Below are 20,164 nucleotides of genomic sequence, written 5' to 3'. Positions count from 1 at the left end.
AGCCTGCCATCCTCCGGCTTAGGTCATGCCCGGCGGACCATATCCCTGGGGCAGGCGCTACAGTCCCAGAGGTGCTGGGTGACATATTGGCTGCTGCCTGGCTCAGACACTGATCCTTTTGAGTCTGCCGGGTTCAGCCCAACAGTGCTCCCTGACCCGGCAGCTCCCCGATTCCTGGGACAAGCATTGACCCAGTCCCCAAACCATTTACTCATTATCGACACCTATCTTCTGCCTCGGGATTTTTATCATGAGCTGGCAAACGAGTTGCCGGGTTTGTTCATTCTGACTTTTGACGATCACGGCGAGAAGGTGGGATTGCCTGTGCTGGGCATTATGAACCCCGGACTTGGCGCTGATCAGATCCTCTATCCTGGTCGCTGGAAGCCCTTCAGCGCCATCGGTCCGGAATACATGCCCCTGCCTGAGGAATGTTTGCAGACAGGACCGCACCCGCGCATGTCAGACCAGGACAGACAGGAATACCCGCAAAATATTCTCCTGGTCATGGGGGCGTCCGACCCAGAGCGACAGACTGAACGGCTCACGCGCATTCTCCTGGCCATGACCGGCTCATTTCATCTGCATGTCGTGGCCGGTCCGCATTACGGTCCGCCTGAAGCACTAACGGCCCTATGCGCTTCTGATCAGCGGGCCAGGCTGCACATTGCTCCCAAAGATTTTCACCGGCTCGCGGCTTCCTGCGATCTGGCCATTGTGGGCGCGGGGTTGACGGTTGCCGAGATGCTTCACCTGGGGGTGCCGGTTGTCGCTCTGGCCTTGGCAGACAATCAGATGCCCACGGCCAATGGGCTGGAGCAGCGCAACCTGGGGGTGAATCTCGGGCGCTTTGATCAGAAGGATGATTGCCAACTGGCCCATGAGATTTCCAGGGCCATGGCCATGCCTGAACGTATACGCGAAATGGCGGCCAGGGGCCGCGGGTTGTTCGACGGCCAGGGCGCTTCCAGGCTTGCGGCCCATGTACTCTCAGCCTGGCTACGCTACCAGGGAAAACACTCCTCTACTGATGCCGTTGTTTCCGCGTACCGCCAGGCCTTTGTCCACCCTGAACCATACCGGAAAGTGCTCTGGGGTTCAGCGGAAGGCATGGAAAACCGGTATGCCCTGGCCCTGGAAATTCTTGGTTCGGTCCAGGGTGAAACATGGCTGGACGTGGGATCCGGCACAGGAGATTTTTTCATCTACGCAGTGAAAAAGAATCAGATGCCCTCTATCTATTGCGGCGTTGACCTCACCGAGGAGCTGACACGCTACGCTTTGGAGCGGTGCACACAGATCGCGGACATTGGCACCAAGTTTTGCTGTCAGGACTTCATGCAGCCTGTTCCAGGCGAACCGTTCTCGTTGGTCACCTGCCTTGGGGTACTCCAGAATTGCGGGGTCGGTTTAAAAAAGGCCGTTGCCCGCCTGGCCGAGTTGGTCGCACCGGGCGGCCGCGTCCTGGTTTCCACGAAGAACCTCGACTGGCAGGCCTTTGATGAGCCCGCATGCATCCCCTGCCCGGAGCATCTGTGGTACAGGACGGCGCAGTTGCGCGAGGCTTTTGCCGGGGCAGGCCTCGAGGATATCCGAATCACCGGCTATGAACCGCGTTCAGGCCGACTGCTCCCGGCACGCGAGGCGCACAGCGTTTTCGTGTCGGCAGAGAGGCGGAGCAATGATTGAGAGTTTGTCAACTTTTCAGATTTTTTTGCCACAGACGGGAAAGGCAGACAAAGGAGGACTTTTCACCAGCCGACTTGGCTGGTGAAAAACTCTTCCGTCTGCCTTATTCGTCCCGCATGGTCTAGCGAAGCGGGTGGCTAAAACAATGTATTTCAGGTTGCTTGGCGTTCAATGATTTTGCAGGGACAAACATCTAATGCTTCCATGATTGACGCTCATGTGTATTGCCTGCCGCCCCGGTTGCGTCAGGCGGACGTTCGCCTGCCGGCGAGCGAGCGGTCCATTCAGGAGGCAATTCATCGCCACCCTGAAGGCCCTTGCGCGCTTGCGCTTTCCGCGCCTGAAGCGATCCTGGCATCCATGGACCACTCGGGCATCCAGCGCTCCGTGCTGGTCGCGTTTCCCTGGGCCGATCCTGAACTGTGTAGCCAAAACAATGACTACCTTCTTCAAACGGCAACCGAAAATGAACGCTTCCTGGCCATTTGCTCGGTCCAGCCGACCAGCCCCAATGCGCTTCAGGAGGTGATCCGCGTGGTGAATGCCGGTGCCGTGGGCATCAAGGTCAATCCGGTCTGGCAGAAGTTTGCGCTGGATGATCCACGCATGGATGAGCTGGCCCTTGCCGTCCAGTCAGCCCAAGCCTTTTTGATGTTGCATGTGGATCAACCCTACAAATCCTCTCCAGCCTCGCCGGCAATGCTTTACGCCCTGGCCGGCAAACATCCGGGTCTGCGCATCCTGGCCGCTCATCTGGGGGGACTGCTGGGCCTGTCAGCCTTGCATCCGCCCGTGGCCCGGACCCTGGCCAATGTCTGGTACGACACTGCGGTATCCTCCACCCTGGAGATAGTTCGCTGGTACTGCCAGGCAGGTCTGGCCGACAAGGTGGTCCTGGGCACGGATTTTCCCTTCAATCACAGCCATAGTCAGAAGCAGGTGGTGGACGGAATCCGTGGTCTTGGGCTGGCCCCGGAACAGGGCATGGCGATTTTTAAAGCGAATTTTTCACGGTTGGCCAGACTGGATGTGGACCGGGAAGTAAAGGCGCAGCCATGACCATTGTCAGTGGCCATCAACCCGCATATCTGCCCTGGCTGGGTCTGCTGCACAAGGCCAGCCTGTGCGACATTTTCGTGTACATGGATGATGTCCAGTTCCTGGATCGGGATTTTATTCACCGCAACCGGATAGTCGCCACTGATGGCAATGTCATTTGGCTGACTGTACCAGTTGACCGCAGGAATTCATCTTCTCTAAGAATAAGCGATATCCGCATAAAGGATGACCAGGGCAAAAACTCCTGGAGATATAAGCACTGGGCAAGTCTTAAGACCTGCTATGGCAAGACAAAATACTTCAAAGAATATGCGCCTTTTTTTGAATGGCTCTACCTGGAGAACACCTGGCAGCGTCTTGCGGATCTCAACCTGGCCATTCTTAGAAAAGCCTTTGAGTGGTTTGAAATCCAGGCAAGCATTGTCGTCGGTTCGGCCTTGAATTTTTCGGGGAAAAAATCCGATCTGGTCCTGGATCACTGTCGGCGCTTCAATGCCAACACCGTGGTCACGGGCACCCACGGAAAAGATTACATTATTCGTCAGGACTTTGAAAAACTTGGGATAAAGGTCTTCTTCCAGGACTACAAGCATCCGGAATACAGCCAGAGGATAAGGCAGGATTTTGTTCCCTGTCTGTCCTTCGTCGACCTGCTCTTTAATCATGGCGCGGATTCTGCATTTTTTATGATAAAAGAAAATGTATGCAAAAGAGAAATAGAATCATGGACTCAGGCCACAACATAAAACCAATCCAAATCGAAAATCGCCTCATCGGCCCGGGCCATCCGGTGTTCATCATTGCCGAGATCGGGGTGAATCATAACGGGGACAAGGTCCTGGCCAAGCGGACCATTGAAGCCGCTGCCCGGGCCGGGGCTGATTGCGTCAAGTTTCAGACATGGCGGACCGAGGAGTTCATGGCTGACCGGGATTTGGAGTATGAGTATGTCTCTGGGGGAGGGCTGGTCAAAGAAAAAATGTACGACATGTTCAAGCGGCTGGAGCTGCCGTTGCAGTGGCACCAAGAGCTGTTTGACCATGCCAGAAATCTTGGTCTGGTTCCACTGACATCCGTTGCTGACCCATTGAGTACTGACGCTGCCCTGGAGGCAGGCGTAAAAGCCTTGAAACTGGCTTCCGAGGATCTGATCAATCTGCCGCTTCTGGAGTACGTGGCAGCCAAGGACGTTCCCTTAATCCTGTCCACGGGCATGGCTGATGAGATTGAAATCAAGGATGCCCTGGAGATCATGAAACATTATCATGCCCTGTCCAGGACGATCTTCCTGCATTGCGTTTCTCTTTACCCAACCAAGGACGGTGAAGCGAATTTACTGCGCATGCAGGCCATCCAGGAAGTGACAGGATGCATCCCCGGGTATTCCGATCATACCATCGGCCCGGAAGCATGTCTTGGGGCTGTCGCGCTTGGCGCGTGCGTTCTGGAAAAGCACTTTACCCTGGACAAGGGGTTGCCAGGGCCGGACCATGCCATGAGCGCGGACCCTAAGGAACTGATGCGGTTGGTCAGCATGATCAGACGTATTGATAACATGTTAGGTCAGAAAATCCTCCAACTATCTGAAAGAGAAGCAGAGGTTCGCAACACCTTCCGCCGATCTATCGTAGCAGCTAGGGATTTGCTGGCAGGGGAGAGGCTAAAAGCTGAAGACTTATCACTGAAGAGGCCGGGTTATGGGATGCAGCCAAGAAATCTCTCCAATATAATTGGAAAAAAAATTATGTGCAATATAAAAAAAAATGAGCGTATTGTGCTAAATTTTTTTGATGATGAATATGGTGAATAGAAGTAACTCAGATTGAGAGAGTTGTTGATAGAATGTTAGACTTCTGTATCTATTTATGTAATATAGGTGAATAACACTTTATTATCATATTGTTTATTTATGTTTTGATAATTAGATTTCACTTTTAATACGATTTTCTATGTCAGCTGTGCATGTTAAATCATGTGAACGATTTGAAGCCTGCGGGATACACTTTGTGTATTGCGCCAGGCATAAAAGAGGGGGTTATGAAGGAATGTCCTGTTTGTAATATCTGCGACCCAGTTATTGTTTATACGCGTGAGGGTTATCCGTTAATTGAGGGCGTGAACAGGATTGGGTGCAATTTTGCATTCGGCTTCAATGACTTGAATATTTCGTTGTGCAACTCCTGCGGGCACATCTACAACTGCACAATGCCGGGACGTTCCTTTTTAGAGAGGGAGTATTTTCAGTGGTATCCATCACCTCCTGTGCCGGGTGGCATGACGACGCTTCTTGATACCCTGATTAGAAGAATCGTCATATATGCTCAAGGCAATAGCGGCCATTCAAGCTCGTTGTTTCAAGACATGTGCGGCGATGGGTACTTATTGAAACATATGCGGGAAGTCGGTTTTTCCGTTGCGGGAACTGAACTTGATGCCTATCAGTTGCGTTTTTCTAATGTTGAACCTGAAGAAGAAGAAATTATCCAAGAGTGTTTTCTAGAAGCAGACATCGGCCGGACATTTGACTACTTCGTATCATATCACGTTTTCGAGCATGTGGCTTCGACCCGGGACTATCTTGAAAAGATTAGGAGGGTGTTGAATGAAGACGGTGTCGCCGTCCTGCAATTTCCCTGTTTGAAAACGAGGATGCAAAAGCATTATGTTGATCAGTTCATCAACGCGCATGCCTCATATTTTACTGTAGAATTCGCTGTTCAGTTTATTGAGTCATGTGGTTTCGATGTGCAGCACTATGAATTGAATAGTAACGGAAGTGCAACAGTCTTTGCGCGACGCAGCGAAACATATAAAGCGCTACATTCACATTTTATAGATAATATGAGGATTATTAAGGACTATATTTATATAGAAGACCATGTAAATTTTTTGCGTACTGAATTCTTCGGTGGTATTGATCCTGATGTGCGCATTGCATTTTTTGGTGTTGGTGGGGCATTGATTCACCTGCTGTACACTCAACCTAACCTGTTATCCAATAGGCACTGTTTCATCGATAATTCATTGGTGAAACAAGGCGAGAGAATCTGCTGGTCTGATGAAATTATACGTCCAAAATCCGCATTATCAGTATTTTCTCCTGACTTGACTGTGGTTACGACAACGTTTGCCAAGGAAGTTGTAGAATATTGTAAGATGGATGGGAAAAAGGTAGCAATTCTGTTGCCAGAGCCTAGGTATTTAGATTTGTAGAGTCAAAAGAGACATAATTGCCTATTAGAGTGGCCGAAATAGCCTGGATATTGCTTCTCGTGAGCAGGAAATCCGGCATGTTTTTCGCAAATCCGTGGTTGCGGCCCATGCGCTTCAAAAAGGCACTAGGCTTGCTGCCACGGACCTCGTTCTCAAGCGTCCAGGCTCCGGCCTTCGAGCCCGTGAAATACCGAAACTGCTTGGTTGTGTCCTGAACAGGGATGTGAACGCCGACACCCAGATTAGCTGGGATATACTGCAAAAGGAGTAGAGTGAATGAACGACCAGATTAAACCTCGCGAAAGTTTCCAAAAGGTTGTTGATCGATTTGTTGATCAGCTCACCTTTCTTCAAAATCCCGCGGAAGGCATCCCGCCTTTTCCTCAGCATATCCATATTGAACCGACCAACGCGTGCAACCTGCGCTGCATTCACTGCGTTCAGGACGCCATGCAACGCAAACGCGGCATGATGGACATGGACATCTATCGCAAAGTCATTGACGAAATTGGACCGCTGGGATGCGCCATCTCCCTGAATGTACAAGGTGAGCCCATGCTCCACCCTCATATCCTGGATATGGTAGCCTACGCAAAAAGCGCTGGATGCCATGTCTCGTTATTGACCAATGCAACGCGTTTGACCGCGGCAAAGTCCGCTCGCTTGATCGAGCTTGGCCTTGACCGTGTGGTTTTTTCCTTCGATGCGGTGGATCAAGACCTTTACGAACGTATCCGCAAACGTGCCAAGTTCAAGCCAACCCTGGCCAATATCCTTGAGTTCCTGCGCCAGAATCTGGAAGCCGGAAGCCCTACCTTTGTTTGCGCATCCATTATACATGAGGAGGCCACTAGCGGTCACCTGGAAGAGTACAAGCGCTATTTTTCCGAACTGCCGGTAAATACCATTTTTGTCAGCGAGTTGCTGAATATGTCCGGGTATTCCAGTATCTCCAGCGAAATTGATTTGACCAAGCATGAAAATTTGAAAAATGAAGATCGCCCTATTTGCCGGGTACCGTGGGAGAACATCACGGTAAACTGGGATGGTCGCGTTTGCTCATGTCCGCTGGATTTTGAAATTACCTGCCCAGTTGGCGATGTACGCACCCACTCTCTGAAAGATATATGGCAGAGCCCTGCATTCCAGGAATTCCGCGAGGCGCACTTGGAGCGGAATTATGCTTGTTTTGAGAAGGGCCAGACTTTGTGCTCAACCTGCAACTGCCTCTGGGATCCGGAGTATGATCTGCGAGGCTACCCCGAGTTCGTGAAGAAGGCCGTTTTACGGCAGGCAGGGCATTATGCGAATGCATTGACGGAGAGGAAAAGTGATATTGGGCTAGGGGAAAAGCGTATTTCGCTCATGAAGCGAATTAATGAACTATAACCTGAATTGATCGATTCAAAATTTTTGCAAGGCTTTCTTTGTTCGATTTAAGGTAAAATTGGTCTTCACGCCGGAATTTTTCAGCTTTTAAGTTTCAGGCAGACTCAAGATTTTTGTTTTTTGGCTCTTCGACGTTTGAAGTGGAATTCACATAATCCTGATGCAGCAACTTCAAGGGGTCAGACCCAACGGGGTTACCTCGAATTATATTCACTTGCAGGCGAGATAAGCACGCGTTTTTGAAAATCAAGTTTGGAAAAGCTCATTAAACAGAGAGATTCTCCGCTTTATGGTATAATTGCTTAGTTTGGATCCCTCTTTGTTATGTCGAACGAAATTTTGAAGTCAACTGTCAGTATCGCGTAACATTCCCCTCACCATCCTTTTCAGCCATCAGATTATCGAATCAAACCAAGATTATATTTGAACAGCTGCTCTGTTACTCTCTGACTCGTCCCAAGCTTTTGGTCTTGTATTTGACTAGTTTGGCAATATTGGCAGCCTTTATTCAATCTGTAATTTAAAAATTAATGGCAAATGACTACACTCGATTATGCCCAGCTAAGTAATGAATGTAAAATGATTAGATCCATTTTGCATCAGAAAAATTAAAAGATACAAAAGCGCTCTAGATCGTTGGGCAAAACATATTATTAGAGCCTTAAATGTTCAGACTAAACTACCTGATAATTCGTATATAAATATTAAATATGAAGATCTTGTAAAAAATCCTGATACTGTAATCAGTAATATTTGTGATTTTTTACAAGTTAAACATTATAAAACTACTCATCATGCTAATGTTCATAAAGAATCATTGTCTAAATGGAAGGAAGAATTTACTAAGGACGATCTTGATTACGCAAAAATACATTATTCAGAATTATTTAAAATTATTGGATACGAATTATAGCTATTGACAGTAATAACAGATGTTTAAATAAATACTTCAGGAGCATTGAAAATGAGTTCATTAAAAATTGTTGGATATTCTCCCTATAATCAATGGATGTTACATGGCCTCTGGCATATTACAATGCTTCATGGATTGCGGCTGAGAGGCAATGATGTGAAATATGTACTTTGTGATGGTCTGTATCAAGCCTGTGACATGCATAGAAGCAAACTTCCTAGAAATGAAATGTCCTGCTATAAATGTCAAAAAATTGTTTCTGAACAGGCCTGTGACCTTCGGATGCCATTTGAATGGCTGGGAAGATACATATACCCTTCTGAAATATTAACTGCTGAAAAATGGTGCCATGAGTTTGACTCGTCAAACTTTTTCCAAGCCAGGTATGATCATTGGGAGATCGGCTCCTGGATCAAATCTTCAATCCATACACATTTTCGCATTCCTTATCCTGATCTTAGCGATCCGAAAATTGCAGAAACAGTTAGAATGTATCTGTCATCTGGATTGATTGCCTGCTTTGCTCTAAATCGTCTTATGGACGACTATGCTCCGGATATACTGCTCCTTTTTAATGGTCGGATGTCATCTACAAGAATAGCTTTGGAGCTTGCCCTGAAAAGAGGAATACAGGTCTTTACCCATGAGCGTGGAACCTTGAAGGAAAGCCTGACTCTTTGGAAGAATACGTCATGCTCTTCATACTATCTGGTGCGTAAGGCATTGAATGAATGGGAAAATATTCCTCTATCCAAAAAGGAAGCAATAGAAATCAAAGCTTTTCTGAATGATAAAATGCACGGCAAATCACAAAACTGGGTTAACCACAGCCCACCTCCTGAAAACATTGAGTCTCTTAGAAAAAAAATGAACTTGCCAAGCAATAATCGTCAGCTCTTTGTGCTGTTTAATTCTTCTGACGATGAAATTATTGCCAGTGTTGACGAGCCAGGCCCATTTAAAAAACAAATTGACTGGATAATGCAAACCATCGCCTTTGCCAGGCTTCACCCTGAAATCGACGTTGTCCTCAGAGTACACCCTAATATTGCAGGGAAAAAGGCGGCTATGGGAAATAACTTTCAACAGCTTCATGAAATCCTCGACTTGAAACCTATTATCCCACTTAATGTTCGTCTGATCATGCCGGATGATCCGATAAGTTCTTATACCCTCATGTCCATGGCTGATGTAGGTCTGGTGTACAGAAGCACTGCCGGGCTGGAGATGGCATGTCAGGGAAAGCCGGTGGTGGTTGCGGATAATTGCATTTTATCTGATCAGCCATTTCTTCTCACCGCAAAATCGCCTGAACACTATAATGAAATCTTAAGCTCTTTTCTTGGAAAAAAGACAAAGGAAATTAATCCAGAAACAATCAGGATGGCTCACCGCTTTGCATATACATTGTTTTCTCGTAAATCTATTCCTTTCCCTCTGGTTAAAATGACCAATACCTTTAAAGGCAAAGTTGTTTACGATTCTGTTGATGATCTATTGCCTGGAAAGAACCCATATCTGGACCGGGTTATGCGCATTATTCTTGAAGATGAAGATATCATTCCCTCACCCACAGTAAAGGATAAAAAAAGGAGTACAAAATACGAAGATGCTATTCTTGCAGGGTCCAATGCTGATCATACAGATGATAATTCTTTTGATAATGTGGATGACCATGACTTTGAACTTATGAAGCATTTAAAGAATAAAGCATGGAATAATAAATTTCCTGTTTATTCGAAAAAATTTCAGTATGTAAAATTTTTCAATAAAAACGTACAACCAAAAATATCCATTGTAGTTGTGTCCTGGCGCCTGCACCCTGATACAATAAAAAATTTTGAAATACTTCAGCAGCAAAGAAAGCAAAACTTTGAGTTAATCTTTGTAAACAATGGAGCAGATGACGAAGAGTTTAAAACGCTTGAGCCTTTCATCGACACTTACGTCAAGCTGAACGACAATACAGGCCCATGCTTTGCGCGCAATCTCGGAGCAGTCTTTGCAAAAGCACCCATAGTTTGTTTCCTTGAGGATGACGGAATCCCTGAGAAAAATTTTGTTGCTGCTCATCTTCAGGCTTTTAAAAAATATGATATTATCGGCCTTCGGGGTGTATACCGCCCCAAAACAGACACCCCGATCAATCAAAAGGCACATCACTATTATATGGGAGATAGGCCTTTCCCAGCCATCATCAATCTTGAAGGCAATGCTTCCTTCAAATCCAAGCCTTTTTTCCAGGCTGGGGGATGGGATGAAGACATATTTATCATGGGCGATGGACTTGCTTTGTCCATGAGATTATTGCAGGTGGAGCCTGACTTGAAAAAGCAGATATATTATCCTGAAGCAGTAATTTATCACGACTATGCCAGGGATGAAGAGCATTTGAAAAAAAAGATGGCTCAGCTAGATAAGTCAATGGCCATTATCAGAGGCAAATATAAAAACTATGACTGTGTGAGAAAAATATGGAATTCATTTCAAAACAAAAATGACAATCCTATCACAACCGATAAACTCATCCGAGCTGGTGACTTTCAAAGGTTGAATCAAGATAATATTTCAGTCAATTGGGTACTTACAAGAAGATGCAATTATTCTTGTAGTTATTGTACTGTAAAAAATAATAAAAATGATTTTATAAATTTTGAAAAATTAAAAATTGCTGCTAATAATATTTCAAACCTTAAAAATAAAAAAATTACAATCACACTTACTGGTGGAGAACCAACAATTCATCCTGATTATCTTGATCTTTTAGAATACATTATGAGCCTTAAGGATGACCGAATAGTTGTTAATACGTTAACCAATCTAAGCCTGCCTTTATCTTTTTATAAAAAAATTGTCTCGTCTGAGATAATCGACAAATCTAAAATTAATTTTGGGCTATCTTATCATTTCGAATATGCCAAGCCGGACAAGTTTATTGCAAATGCAAAATATCTCGCAGAGCACAGAATCAATTCAAGCCTTCGCTTAATCGCAGACCCTAAATATATGCAAGATGTTAAAGCTTTATATGAAGCTTTTAAAAAATATAATTCTACCTATTTAAGCATAGATATCAAACTTGTCAGGGAAAATTTCGGCAACATCCCTGATAAAGGGTACACTGAAGCAGACTTGGCATGGTTAAGTAGTTTTTATAATGAATCAGAATCGAAAAGTATTTTACATGAAACAATTGACAATATCACAAACAACAAAAAAAGAACATACTTTACAAGTAATGATGTCATTTCTAAAGGCTTGAATAAGTATAAAGAAATGATCTGCCACGCCGGGGAAAATATGATGTCAATTGATGAGCATGGCAACGTTGCACCTGCTGTTTGTTTTCGAAAAAACAAAAAAAATGGCATAAATATATTTAATCCTGACATAAAACTCAGTGAGCTGAACAAACCTGTAATATGCCCTTTTGAAGCATGCGGATGTCTTGCCGACATCCCCCTGCCAAAGTATCTTCCAGGTTATCAACCTGCTGATTCTGATTTAAAGTCTATATCGCATGAGTCTTTATATCCAATAAATTCATCCAAAGAGTTCGATCATCGTAAATTATTGCAGCACGTTGAAGAGATAGGCTGGGAAAAGAAATCAGAGATTTATAGCCAATATTTTGAATCAGTCTCTCAAATTAATAAAATTGATAAGCCAACTATATCTATTATCGTCATCTCTTGGCGGCTCCACCCGGACACCATCAAAAATTTCCAGATTTTGGAAAAACAGCGCGATCAGAATTTCGAGCTGATCTTTGTAGATAACGGTGGAAAGCTGGGAGAATTTGATGAGCTGAAAACATATATTGATACCTATATACGACTGAATACTAATACCGGAGCCTACCTGGCCCGCAATATCGGAGCCGTATTTGCCAAGGCCCCGATCCTGTTTTTTCTGGAAGATGACGGAATTCCTGCTGGAAATATCGTCCAGGCACATCTTGATGCGCATGATAAATATGATGTCATTGCAGTTCGCGGGGTATATCAGCCAAAGACCAATAATCCGCTAAATCAAATAGCCAAACATTACTATTTAGGTCCTAAACCATTTCCCATCTACGCTGACCTGGAAGGTAACACTTCCTATTCTGCGCGGCATTTTTTCAAGGTTGGCGGGTGGGATGATGAAATCCGTTTTGGTGGCGGTGGTGTTGATCTTTCCAGAAGGCTAATTGAAGTCGAACCTGATCTGCGAAAGCAGATCTATAGTCCTGTTCCTGTCATTCTACATGACTACGCAAAAAATCAGGAGCATTTTGAGCAGAAGAGGGCCAAACAGAAAGAATCTCATGCTCGCTTGCGTGTTAAACATCCTGATTACGACAAATTTTTATCAATATGGAAGCCTTTTGCAGGTGATGATGAAATACTAATTAAAATGAATAAAAAAAAATATGACTTTTCAATAAATAATGAGATAAGTAAATTAATAACAGATATTTATACAAATCCATTTATCTCTATATGTATACCCACATACAATAGGGGGCATTTTATACTCGATGCCGTATATTCAGCTTTAAATCAGACATATCAAAAATTTGAAGTTATTATTGTTGACGATGGATCTACAGACAAAACAGAAACATTGCTAAAAAAAATAGACAACAATAAAATTAAATATAAACAAAAAATTCATAGTGGAGCTCCAAATACGAGAAATCAATGCATTTCTGAATCCAAGGGTGAATTTATACTATGGCTTGATAGTGACGATATTATCCATAAAAATTTACTATGTGAATATGTTGGCATGTTGAATAAATTACATGACATTGATATATTGTACTCAAATCATTATTGCGTTGATACGAATGGATACATTGTAAATAAATATACGCATTATGAATGGTATAATAATAATTATGAAATGATCATAAGATTTCTGACAAAAAACCCGCTCCCTAATCCAGGAACGCTTGTTAGAAAAAGAATATACGATGAACTTGGAGGTTATGATTCTCAATTTCCACGTGCTCATGATATGGAGTTCTGGAGTAGGGTGGCTCTTTCGAATAAGTATTCATGCAAATATGTTGATAAATTTCTAAATTTCATCAGGATACATAACGATAACATCACTGGAATTAAAAATCCTATAAAAACAAATTTCATACATGAATCTCAAATTACCAAAAATATTATTTCAGGATTAGGTCTAGAAGAAATTGTTAGGTATTTTAAACTCAATAAAAAATATTCAAAGCAACAGGTTTTTGTAAAAATTATTGATAGATTTCTAGAGTTGTATGCTTTTCAGGATGTGGATCAATTTTATAGACAATATTCACCAGGATATGAAAATTATAGTATAATTTCTCAAAGAATGAGTTTATTGCAAGAATATATGTCTGATTTCATTTTACATTACAACATATTCACTTTTATCATGTCTATAAAGCCAAGTAATATTATAAGTGATTATTTAAGTTTTGTATCTTCTAAAATTGAATTTATTGATTTATCAAAAAATATAAATATCATAGATAAACATAAAGCGGAGTGTATTTTAAATGAGCAGGCACGCAAGTACTTCGAAAAAAAAGATTATTATATATCGTTGTATTTATATCATGGGCTTCATCACTTTGATGAAAATAATATTGATTTAATGAAAATAATTTCTAGTCTCTACATAATGCTGAATGATTATCATAATTCTATAAAATTTCTTTCAAAATCTTTAAAAATCGATCATAATGATCAAGAAGTTATAACACAACTTGATAAAGTTAAAAATATTTTGGATTCACGAAATAAAATTAACATCTTTTATTAAAAATTTTAAGGATATTTATGCCATGAAAATTGATTTTCTTGCATGGGAACGTCATCATTTTGATCATCTAGCACCAATTTGGCATAAAATTCCTGATGACTTTAAGGGGTTCTTTTATGTGATAACAAGTTATGATAAACTACATGACTTTCGTGGTATATCTCTTGTTAAGGATATATCAATTGCGAATTCTTTTTCAGATCTAAATATCGATAATGATGTACCCGAAAAACCAATTGTCATCTCTACATTTTATAAGGTGGATTTTCTAACTGATCTAAGAAGACCAATTTTCTATGTTGAACACGGAGCAGGTCAAACGTATATAGGCTCACAGTTTTATAACTTTGAGAGAAAAAATGTTGTACTTGATATATTGCCTAGTCATAGATTATCTAATATTTTCCGAATGAGATATCCTTTTGCAAAAAAAGTTATTGTTGGTTGTCCTTTGCTAGACAAGTGGCACAAATCATTTTTTTACCCTTCAAATCGAATGCCTGTTGTTGCGATATCATTTCATTTTGAAAGGCCTTCCATGCCGGAAACCAAATCTTCTTTTCCTTACTTTAGAGTAGCAGTAAAGAATCTTTCTCAACAAAAAAAATGGAAAATTTTAGGCCATGGCCACCCAAGAATTATTAATCAATTAGCACCAATTTATGAAATGTATGGAATTGAGGTTGTGAAAAATTTTGAAGATGTCATGGAACGTGCAGACATTTACGTCTGTGATAACTCATCTACTTTATTTGAGTTTGCTTCCACAGATCGCCCCGTGGTTGTTTTAAATGCGCCTTGGTACCGTCGTGATGTTGAACACGGGCTTAGATTTTGGGAACATGCTGATATAGGAGTCAACTGTGATCATCCCGATGATCTTTTTAATGCAATTGAATTAGCCTTGTCTGATCCATGTGATCAGAAAAAGAGAAGGAAAAAAGCTGTTGAAGAGATATATGCCTATACTGACGGTGAAGCTTCAAATCGAGCTGCGCAAGCGATAGTCACACTGGCAGGGTCTATTTTTGATAAACCTTTATTTCTTTATCCTGGTACAAGCGAAGAATCCATAAACACTTTTTTGAGTAACAATGATGTAGCAATTGATTTTTTGGCAAAGAAAATTGAATATCACCAGCTTGAATCACTTAAATATTTGCATCGATTTAAAGAAGGTGAACACGTGCACATGAAAGATATGGAGTTTCATGTTTGGGCAATAATAGTGCTTTTGATGAAATGCAACAAAAATATAGAAGCATTAAAAGTCTTTAATGAGTCTAAATCAATTTTTTCATATTCAGAATACTTGCTCCCTATCAAAAATATACTGCAGTGCAGGTTAAATGTTAATAATGATTCATGTCAAAAAAAATCTTTTTTGAGAATAGCAGAACATTTTTCTCAAAAAGGGATGATTGAAAAAGCAGCACAATATTTTGATAAGGCGAAGCATTTTTCTTGAGCACTAAACTTAATATGAATTATAATGACATGCATAGCCTTATTTCAATAAAAATTGATGAGCATTTACCATCTTTTGGTGGTTGCTGTAAATTTTTATTCAGTGTTGTCACTGCTGTATACAACGCAGAACCATGGATTGAGACTCTTCTTGATAGCTTGACAAAACAATCTCTTGACTTTGAAACCAATATTCAGATTGTTTTGATAGATGATGGTTCGACCGATGAAACAGCCGATATCATTCATAACTGGGTTGTTCGATTTCCTCGGAACATCATGTTACTCCGTCAAGAGAACAGTGGTCCTGCCCTGGCACGAAACCGCGGCTTGGAGTTAGCAAGTGGCCAATGGGTCACTTTTATTGATGCCGATGATTTCGTGTCTCCTTTATATTTTCAAATTGTGCATGATTTTTTGAATGAGACGCAATTTGATGGACCAGTCATTGCCTGCAACCTGATTTTTTACTTCGATGCTGTCAGGCAAGCGGTAGACTGCCACGGTCTCAATTATAAGTTTGCCAAGACACATATTTCCAACCTTCTCGACGAACCGGACAACATTCAGCTTTCTCTTAGTTCCTGCTTTATTTCCAGCCGTCTGATAAAGCAATCTATGCTGAAGATAGACGAACGAATCCGTCCGACCTTTGAAGATGCACATTTTCTCAATTTATATCTCTTGCACACTGGGGATTTTCGCGTCGCCTTTCTCAAGGATGCCCACTATTATTACCGCAGGAGAGGTGCAGGAGCCGGATTGGTAGAGGGAGGATGGGCCAAATCTGAGAAATATCACGATCAGATCCTGTTTGGTTTTTTAAATTTAGTACAGCAATATCAACGCACATTGAACTCCGTTCCGGAATTCATTCAGAATCTTATTATTTATGAAAGTCATTGGTACATGACACGCCTGCTGGAAGGTCTTTCCGAATGCCCACTGTCGAGTACTCAGCGGGAATCTTTTTTTGAGCTGATGCGATTGCTTTTCCGACATATTGAAGTGCGTCAGATATTGCTTTCAAACCTTCCCGTACTTGAATTGCGAACACGCATTGCTATGTTGAAGGCATTTAAAGGCGCTCGTTTTAACTTCTCTCCGCCCGTGGCAACAGACATCAGTGCCGATGGGAGAGAGGTGCAATTGTCGCACTGGTCCACCGATGAAGCAATTTATCGTTTCTGTGACTGCGAGCACGAAATATCTATTACTTGGAGTAAACGAATTGTCCATCAACTTGGAGGTACGGTTCTCAGTCATGAATACCGATGTTGGCTTCCCTTGAGTGGATGTTCCGATGCCTGGCTCGAAATCGATGGTCAACGTACTGGCATTTTCTGCCGAGACCGCATTTTTGATAAATTCAATGCGGATATGCTTCGGCAGTTTTTTTTCCTGCCGATGTCTGCATTATCCGCGCAGCAAAATACCTGGCTTGCATTGGGAAAAGCCCCGGAAGCAACCGTATATGACAACTGCTGGATTCTCATGGACCGGGTTCACAAGGCGGATGACAATGCCGAGCATTTTTGTCGATGGCTGCGTGAGCATTATCCGAAGCAACCTGTCTACTTTGTGCTAGACCGTAAATCCAAGGACTGGGGCCGTCTTGAACGAGAAGGTTTTCCTTTGTTGGCATACCGAAGCAATGAGCACTTTGCAGCCCTGTCTCGGACTCAGTGGCTCATTTCTTCTCACGTGGATTTGCCCGTTACCGACCCAATGGGAACCAAGGCCTTATTTGGGTTGCCCAGGTATAAAATAGCTTTTTTACAACATGGGATCACGAAAGAGGATATTTCAGGCTGGCTAAACGAATTCAACTTGGACTGTATCGTTACTAGCACGCAGCAAGAGTATGAATCCATGTTGATCGGACGCTACAAGTTTTCAGCGCGGGAACTAGTTCTTACTGGTTTCCCCCGCCACGACACCCTGCTTCAAAAATCTCAAACTCGGAAACCAAGTCGAACCATCTTGATCTGCCCAACATGGAGGGAACATCTTCGCCGCACAGAAGCACATCTCCCCGGGGTAAATCAGGGTGAAGTTAAGGCTTTTCAGGAAAGTGATTTCTTTCATCATTGGAATAAGGTAACAAGCAGTCGGACCTTGGCACGCATAACCCGAAACCATGGCTACCGACTTCTCTTCTTGCCGCATCCCGAAGTGGTGCGTTTTTTACATTTGTTTCAACGCTCTGAAGCCTTTTCTTTTTTAAGCTGGACAGATGTAAAATCTGTGCAAGATCTTATGGTGAGCAGCTCAATGATCGTGACTGACTATTCCTCGATCGTATTCGACATGGCATACATCGGCCGACCTGTGGCGTATTATCAGTTTCCGGAAATGCCGGGTCCCTTTTCTAGTCGCAGAACACAGGGTTATTTCAGCTACAAAGAACATGGCCTTGGCCCTGTGTTGAACACCCTTGAAGCCTTGGAGGAGTGGCTTAGCGAAACCCTGAGCCAAGGTTGTGTTCTTCAGGAGCCATATATAAGTCGTGCAGATGCTTTCTTTACGTTTTGTGACGGCCATAATTGCAGACGTATTTATGATGAAATTTTACGTAGATCTAAATGATTTTTACATATATTTACTCATTAAATGAAAAGGATTTTTAAAAATGGATAAAAATTATTGACGTTTTAAATATTGATATTTTATTTCGTTATTATGAATTGAATATTTTAAATCAAGCAATTAAATATAATATAAACGATGAAAAGCAAAGAAAGCTCTCTACAAAGATTTTAGAAAAATTTTTCATAGACATTAATAGAATATTAAATCCAAAAGTATATTTTGAAATCGGTGCGCACCAAGCAACATTTTCTAAAATTATAAGCGAAATTCAACCAGAAGGAAAAATTTTTGCATTTGAAGCAAATCCTTATCCTGAATTGATCGATTCAATATTCACGCAAGCCACTCGGGCCGATTTGAGGTTAAGTTTTGACTTTGCATCAGGATAATTATCGATGTTGCTGAGAAGGTAGACTTAATTTTTCAATTTTTCAGCAATTTTTAACAAATTTATTGGCACTTTAACGTTTTTTGGGCGCAATACTTCTGTCTTTCCATCAACCCTAGGACCAAGCTCAGGATTAAGTCCAGAGTAAAAGCGGTGCCTTAGCGCAACGCTCCCAGAGTTCTTTGAAATTCAAAGCCTCCATGACGGCAACGCTCACCTTAAGCTTGACCTGTTTCGCGGTCCTGACAATCTTCCCGGCTATATCCACCAGCTTGCGGCGCAGGGTGGTCGGAGTAGCGGATATGGACACCACCGGATTACTGACGTCCTCTTTGAACGTTTCGAAAAGAAAGAACCCCAGAAGCATTGTGTAGTACATGGCCGCGTTGGGAGCAAAGTTCTTGAAGGGGAGCTGTTCAAAACCGAAATCCTTCAGGCAGCGATGGACCAGTTCGTCCGTTCCGCGTTGGTGATATGAGCTGATGATCTCTTCTGACTTGGTCAAGTATTCATATCCGGATTTTTTGAGTTGTTCGTCAATGGCTTGGCCCATGCCCAGATTGGTGTAGATCATGGTTCCTGGTCGTGCTCCTGGGAGAAGAAAGCGTTTCTCTTCCAGTAGTGGACGCCAAAAGATGGCCCGGCGGAAACGCTTCCACGTTGAGCGATGGTCGCCGAATTCGCAGTATTCCCAGATGTCCTCCTCGGTCTTGCCGTAGTGGCGATCAAAGGCTTTCTGGGGCAATGAACTAATGTAGCTTTTCACATCAGGCAAAAACCGGCCGCCGCAGATATATCCGATCTGGAGACGTTCCATTTCGGCGAACAGTTTCTGGTCGCAATATCCGGAGTCCATTCGAACAATGATCGGCACGTCCTGGCAATATTTGCTCCGGATCAGCTTGACCGCGCGGTGGATCATTTTGGCGGTATCGTTGCCGTGGTTGGAGTGTTTCTTCCCACTGCGAAATATAGCGTCGATGATGAACCTGCCCCAGGTCATCTGCAATGGTGCGAAACCACATACTTTCTTATAAGTCGGCTCGACGCCTTCGCGCTTGGGAGCATCATTATTGTCCATGACCATGGCGTCGATATTGAGGATGATCAGTTCCGGCTTGCTGATGTTCAGCCTCCAAACAAAAAGGCGCATCAGCAGCATCCGAAACATGGACGAAAAACGTAACGGGATCGAGTTGAAAAACCTTTTGATGGCATGCGAAGAAACCATATGTTTATGGTCCATTTCAATGCTGGCCGCATATCCTGGGTCTTTGGCCAGCGTGTCAAAGGATGACAAATGACGGCAGGTACCATCAAAGTGCCAGCACAAAATTTGAGTGAACAACTCGACGATGGACGCCCCTTTTGAATTTTTGCGGACTCTCCCGAAGAGTAGTTCAATCAAGGGGATGATCTGGATTGCATGCAGATACCTCGTGAACAAATTGATGCCGGCCCGGCTGGTCAAGGTCTCGTTGGTGGCCTCAACTTTTTTCACGATATGAGCCTTGTTGTGATTGTTTCTGGACATATTCTCCTCCACCCATGGGGTGCATATTTGCAGTGACCTGAATGGAGAGAATTATAAACAAAAACAATATGTTATGCAATCAGAACTGTAGTGCGAATGTATCGTAATCGCTCAACCTAGG

General features: G+C 43.1%; 13 protein-coding genes. 12 read left to right on the top strand and 1 reads right to left on the bottom strand.

Going from position 1 to position 20,164, the window contains the following annotated elements; translation table 11 throughout:
- Nucleotides 1-186: 186 nt before the first annotated feature.
- The 12 genes from BLP93_RS12035 to BLP93_RS16700 all read left to right on the top strand — a co-directional run bounded on the left by BLP93_RS12035 (nt 187) and on the right by BLP93_RS16700 (nt 18,510).
- Nucleotides 187-1,689: a methyltransferase domain-containing protein gene (locus BLP93_RS12035; RefSeq protein ID WP_161946317.1), complete on the top strand. Its 1,503-nt coding sequence runs from the start codon at nt 187-189 to the stop codon at nt 1,687-1,689.
- Between the two features lie 204 nt (nt 1,690-1,893).
- A complete protein-coding gene (locus BLP93_RS12030) occupies nt 1,894-2,748 on the top strand; it encodes an amidohydrolase family protein (protein WP_161946316.1) in 855 nt (284 codons plus the stop codon).
- The gene (locus tag BLP93_RS12025; protein WP_092121961.1) at nt 2,745-3,494 is read left to right on the top strand and encodes a WbqC family protein; all 750 of its coding nucleotides are present in this window, start codon (nt 2,745-2,747) and stop codon (nt 3,492-3,494) included. The genes BLP93_RS12030 and BLP93_RS12025 overlap by 4 nt, the downstream gene beginning before the upstream one ends.
- The gene (locus tag BLP93_RS12020) at nt 3,452-4,558 is read left to right on the top strand and encodes an N-acetylneuraminate synthase family protein (RefSeq protein ID WP_092121958.1); all 1,107 of its coding nucleotides are present in this window, start codon (nt 3,452-3,454) and stop codon (nt 4,556-4,558) included. Before BLP93_RS12025 ends, BLP93_RS12020 begins: the two co-directional genes overlap by 43 nt.
- Nucleotides 4,559-4,722: 164 nt before the next feature.
- A complete protein-coding gene (locus tag BLP93_RS12015) occupies nt 4,723-5,961 on the top strand; it encodes a class I SAM-dependent methyltransferase (protein ID WP_161946314.1) in 1,239 nt (412 codons plus the stop codon).
- A 94-nt stretch (nt 5,962-6,055) separates the two neighbouring features.
- Complete coding sequence (locus BLP93_RS17725; RefSeq protein ID WP_161946313.1) at nt 6,056-6,232, top strand: SAF domain-containing protein; 177 nt, start codon at nt 6,056-6,058, stop codon at nt 6,230-6,232.
- Between the two features lie 5 nt (nt 6,233-6,237).
- Complete coding sequence (locus tag BLP93_RS12005; RefSeq protein WP_092121949.1) at nt 6,238-7,350, top strand: radical SAM protein; 1,113 nt, start codon at nt 6,238-6,240, stop codon at nt 7,348-7,350.
- Nucleotides 7,351-7,948: 598 nt separating this feature from the next.
- Nucleotides 7,949-8,263, top strand: a complete 315-nt coding sequence (locus BLP93_RS17720; protein ID WP_092122269.1) for a sulfotransferase — start codon at nt 7,949-7,951, stop codon at nt 8,261-8,263.
- A gap of 51 nt (nt 8,264-8,314) precedes the next feature.
- The gene (locus BLP93_RS11995) at nt 8,315-14,062 is read left to right on the top strand and encodes a glycosyltransferase (RefSeq protein WP_092121945.1); all 5,748 of its coding nucleotides are present in this window, start codon (nt 8,315-8,317) and stop codon (nt 14,060-14,062) included.
- 22 nt (nt 14,063-14,084) lie between these two features.
- Nucleotides 14,085-15,530, top strand: coding sequence for a CDP-glycerol glycerophosphotransferase family protein (locus BLP93_RS11990; RefSeq protein ID WP_092121942.1), 1,446 nt, complete (start codon nt 14,085-14,087; stop codon nt 15,528-15,530).
- A 29-nt stretch (nt 15,531-15,559) separates the two neighbouring features.
- Nucleotides 15,560-18,118, top strand: coding sequence for a CDP-glycerol glycerophosphotransferase family protein (locus BLP93_RS11985; RefSeq protein ID WP_161946312.1), 2,559 nt, complete (start codon nt 15,560-15,562; stop codon nt 18,116-18,118).
- A 98-nt stretch (nt 18,119-18,216) separates the two neighbouring features.
- Complete coding sequence (locus tag BLP93_RS16700) at nt 18,217-18,510, top strand: class I SAM-dependent methyltransferase (protein ID WP_139162992.1); 294 nt, start codon at nt 18,217-18,219, stop codon at nt 18,508-18,510.
- Between the two features lie 132 nt (nt 18,511-18,642).
- Here BLP93_RS16700 and BLP93_RS11980 read toward each other — a convergent pair whose 3' ends face one another.
- Nucleotides 18,643-20,043, bottom strand: coding sequence for an IS1380 family transposase (locus tag BLP93_RS11980; RefSeq protein ID WP_092121910.1), 1,401 nt, complete (start codon nt 20,041-20,043; stop codon nt 18,643-18,645).
- Between the last annotated feature and the right edge of the window lie 121 nt (nt 20,044-20,164).

Source organism: Desulfonatronum thiosulfatophilum (genome assembly GCF_900104215.1).
GTDB lineage: Bacteria > Desulfobacterota > Desulfovibrionia > Desulfovibrionales > Desulfonatronaceae > Desulfonatronum > Desulfonatronum thiosulfatophilum.
This window is presented reverse-complemented; position numbering and strand designations above follow the sequence as displayed.

Excerpts from the sequence above, each read along its gene's own strand:
- BLP93_RS12030 (WP_161946316.1), top strand. The coding sequence starts at position 1,894 with ATGATTGACGCTCATGTGTATTGCCTGCCGCCCCGGTTGCGTCAGGCG.
- BLP93_RS12025 (WP_092121961.1), top strand. The coding sequence starts at position 2,745 with ATGACCATTGTCAGTGGCCATCAACCCGCATATCTGCCCTGGCTGGGT.
- BLP93_RS12020 (WP_092121958.1), top strand. The coding sequence starts at position 3,452 with ATGCAAAAGAGAAATAGAATCATGGACTCAGGCCACAACATAAAACCA.
- BLP93_RS12005 (WP_092121949.1), top strand. The coding sequence starts at position 6,238 with ATGAACGACCAGATTAAACCTCGCGAAAGTTTCCAAAAGGTTGTTGAT.
- BLP93_RS11995 (WP_092121945.1), top strand. The coding sequence starts at position 8,315 with ATGAGTTCATTAAAAATTGTTGGATATTCTCCCTATAATCAATGGATG.
- BLP93_RS11990 (WP_092121942.1), top strand. The coding sequence starts at position 14,085 with ATGAAAATTGATTTTCTTGCATGGGAACGTCATCATTTTGATCATCTA.
- BLP93_RS11985 (WP_161946312.1), top strand. The coding sequence starts at position 15,560 with ATGCATAGCCTTATTTCAATAAAAATTGATGAGCATTTACCATCTTTT.
- BLP93_RS11980 (WP_092121910.1), bottom strand. The coding sequence starts at position 20,043 with ATGTCCAGAAACAATCACAACAAGGCTCATATCGTGAAAAAAGTTGAG.